This window comes from Streptomyces sp. NPDC032472 (assembly GCF_040636955.1).
Taxonomy (GTDB): Bacteria; Actinomycetota; Actinomycetes; order Streptomycetales; family Streptomycetaceae; genus Streptomyces.
Window position 1 is genome coordinate 1 of sequence record NZ_JBEZVK010000190.1, and the last position, 2,347, is coordinate 2,347.

Below are 2,347 nucleotides of genomic sequence, written 5' to 3' on the forward strand. Positions count from 1 at the left end.
TACGCAGCCACGTGACCGCGCCTACCCGTGCCCGGCCTGCGGACACGTCACCGGCGTGCGGCCGGCCCCTGCCCCGCCCCCTGCCCCCGGCCCGCGGGCCGGGCCGGGTTGACCCGAGCCCGACGGGGCAGGCGCAGGCCCGAGGGGGCCACACGAGAGGAGGAACGGCTCATGTCCAGCACGCCGAAGTCACACGTACCGCACGGTGAGGGGCCGAGCCGGCACGAGGGGACCGAGCAGCACGGCTGGTCGCCCGACGTCGACTCGACACACAAGCAGGACAACCCGAGCGCGCGGCGCTCGTTCGACTCCCCCGAGAAGCACGCCTCCGGCTCCGGCAAGTCCCGCAAGGGCAGGTCGTCCCCGGCAGCGCTCGACGACGGGACCCCGGTCGAGAGCACCGGCAAGAGCGGCGAGGACCATGCCCGCGGAGGCCAGAAGGGCCACCACGACATGGGGACCCGCGGCCGGTCCCAGCGGCCGAGCGGCGGCAAGGACGACTCGGCGTTCACGGGCATCGACCCGAAGGGCGGATCGAAGAAGATGCGGCGAGGGTGAACGGAGCCGTCTCGTGCGGGGCCCGGCGGCATCGGCCGGGCCCCGCCGTCCGGGTGATCCGGGTCGGCTTCGTTTTCCGGCTCACCGGCCGGCCCCGGCCGGGAGCCCGGCAGCGGACGGGCCGCTGAGCGAAACCGCCGGGCGGCGCGTCTCGCGCGCGCGGCCCGGCGGGGGGGCCGCCCTGCGCGGTACACCTGGACCGACCCTGTGCAAGAACAAGGAGGAACGTTCGTGCTGCAACGAAGCGCCCGCAAGAACCGCACCGAGGTGACCTTCGTCCTGCCCGCCGACGAGCCCGCGGGCGAGGTCAGCGTCGTCGGCGACTTCAACGACTGGACGCCGGGCGCCCACTCGCTCACCCCGCGCCCGGACGGGACCCGCGCCGTCACCGTGCGGCTGGAGCCGCAGCGGGTGCACCAGTTCCGCTACCTCGCCGCGGGCGACTACTGGTTCAACGAGGAGGAGGCCGACGGCCGCGAGGGCCCGAACAGCCGGCTGACGACCTGAACCCGGTCGGCTGACGGTCTGAAGGGCGGACCCGCGCCGCGGCCATGACCGCCGCCGCAGCGGGCAGACGCCCGACCGGAGCGGCAGGGAGCCGGTCCGTACGAGGAAGGAAGGCGAAGACGATGCCCCGAGGGTCATCCCCGAAGCGGGAACGACAGTACGAGCACATCAAGGACTCCGCGCAGGACCGCGGCGAGTCGGAGAAGCGGGCCAAGGAGATCGCCGCCCGGACGGTGAACAAGGAGCGCGCCCGCTCCGGTGAGTCGAAGACCTCCAGCCGCTCCTCCACCCAGGACATGTCCTCCTCGAAGCGCGGCGGCCAGCGGTCGCACAGCGGCTCCGAGGGACCGACGAAGGAGCAGCTGTACAACGAGGCGAAGAAGAGGAACATCAAGGGCCGTTCCCAGATGGACAAGGCCGAGCTCAAGGAGGCCTTGGGCCGCTGACCCGGCCCCGGCCCCTGCCCCCGGCTCGGCCACGGACGAGGCGCTCCGCCGTCGTCGGCCGAGCCGTGAGCCGTGACACGACCCGATGTGACGACGCGACCCGGCGCGACGACGTGCCCTGACGTGACGGCGTGACCGACGCGACCTGACGTGACCGCGTGACCAGACTGCGCACCAGCGACCCGCACCGGCCCGGCCTGCGGAGGGTCCGGCACGGCCGCGGCTTCCGCTGCCTCGATGCCGACGGCAGCCCGGTCGCCGCGCAGGAGCGCGAGCGGATCGTCCGGCTGGTGATCCCGCCCGCCTGGCAGGACGTGTGGATCTGCCCGTGGCCCAACGGGCACATCCAGGCCCTCGGCACCGACGCGGCCGGGCGCCGCCAGTACCTGTACCGGGTGGCTCGCGGCCTGCCCCGCCTGCGCCGGGCCGTCGACGAGGACCCGGCCGGCCGCGGACTCGGCCGGGACCGGGTCCTCGCCTGCGCCGCCCGCCTCCTCGACCTGGGCTTCTTCCGGATCGGCGGGGAGCGCTACGCCCGCGACCACGACAGCTACGGCCTGACCACCCTGCTGCGCGAGCACGCCCGGTGCCGGCGCGGCGAGGTCTGCCTGGACTTCCCCGCCAAGTCGGGCCGCCGCCAGCACCGGGCCCTCGTGGACGACGCGGCCCTCGCCGTCGTCCGCGCCCTGCTGCGCCGGCGCGAGCCCGGGCCGCGGCTCTTCGCGTACCGGGCGGGCCGCACCTGGCACGAGGTGCGGCCCGAGGACCTCAACGCCTACCTGCGGGAACGCTCCGGGCAGGACATCACCGCCAAGGACCTCCGCACCTGGCACGCC

Annotated in this window: 4 protein-coding genes; all 4 read left to right on the plus strand. The window is 74.7% G+C overall.

The window, feature by feature from the left end:
- The first annotated feature begins 171 nt into the window (after positions 1-171).
- Positions 172-558, plus strand: coding sequence for a hypothetical protein (locus tag AB0F11_RS38065; RefSeq protein WP_362184434.1), 387 nt, complete (start codon positions 172-174; stop codon positions 556-558).
- 231 nt (positions 559-789) lie between these two features.
- Positions 790-1,065, plus strand: coding sequence for an isoamylase early set domain-containing protein (locus AB0F11_RS38070; RefSeq protein ID WP_362184436.1), 276 nt, complete (start codon positions 790-792; stop codon positions 1,063-1,065).
- A 122-nt stretch (positions 1,066-1,187) separates the two neighbouring features.
- A complete protein-coding gene (locus AB0F11_RS38075; protein WP_362184438.1) occupies positions 1,188-1,511 on the plus strand; it encodes a plasmid stabilization protein in 324 nt (107 codons plus the stop codon).
- Between the two features lie 158 nt (positions 1,512-1,669).
- Positions 1,670-2,347 (plus strand): DNA topoisomerase IB (locus AB0F11_RS38080; RefSeq protein ID WP_362184440.1); only part of this gene is annotated, 678 nt, incomplete at its 3' end.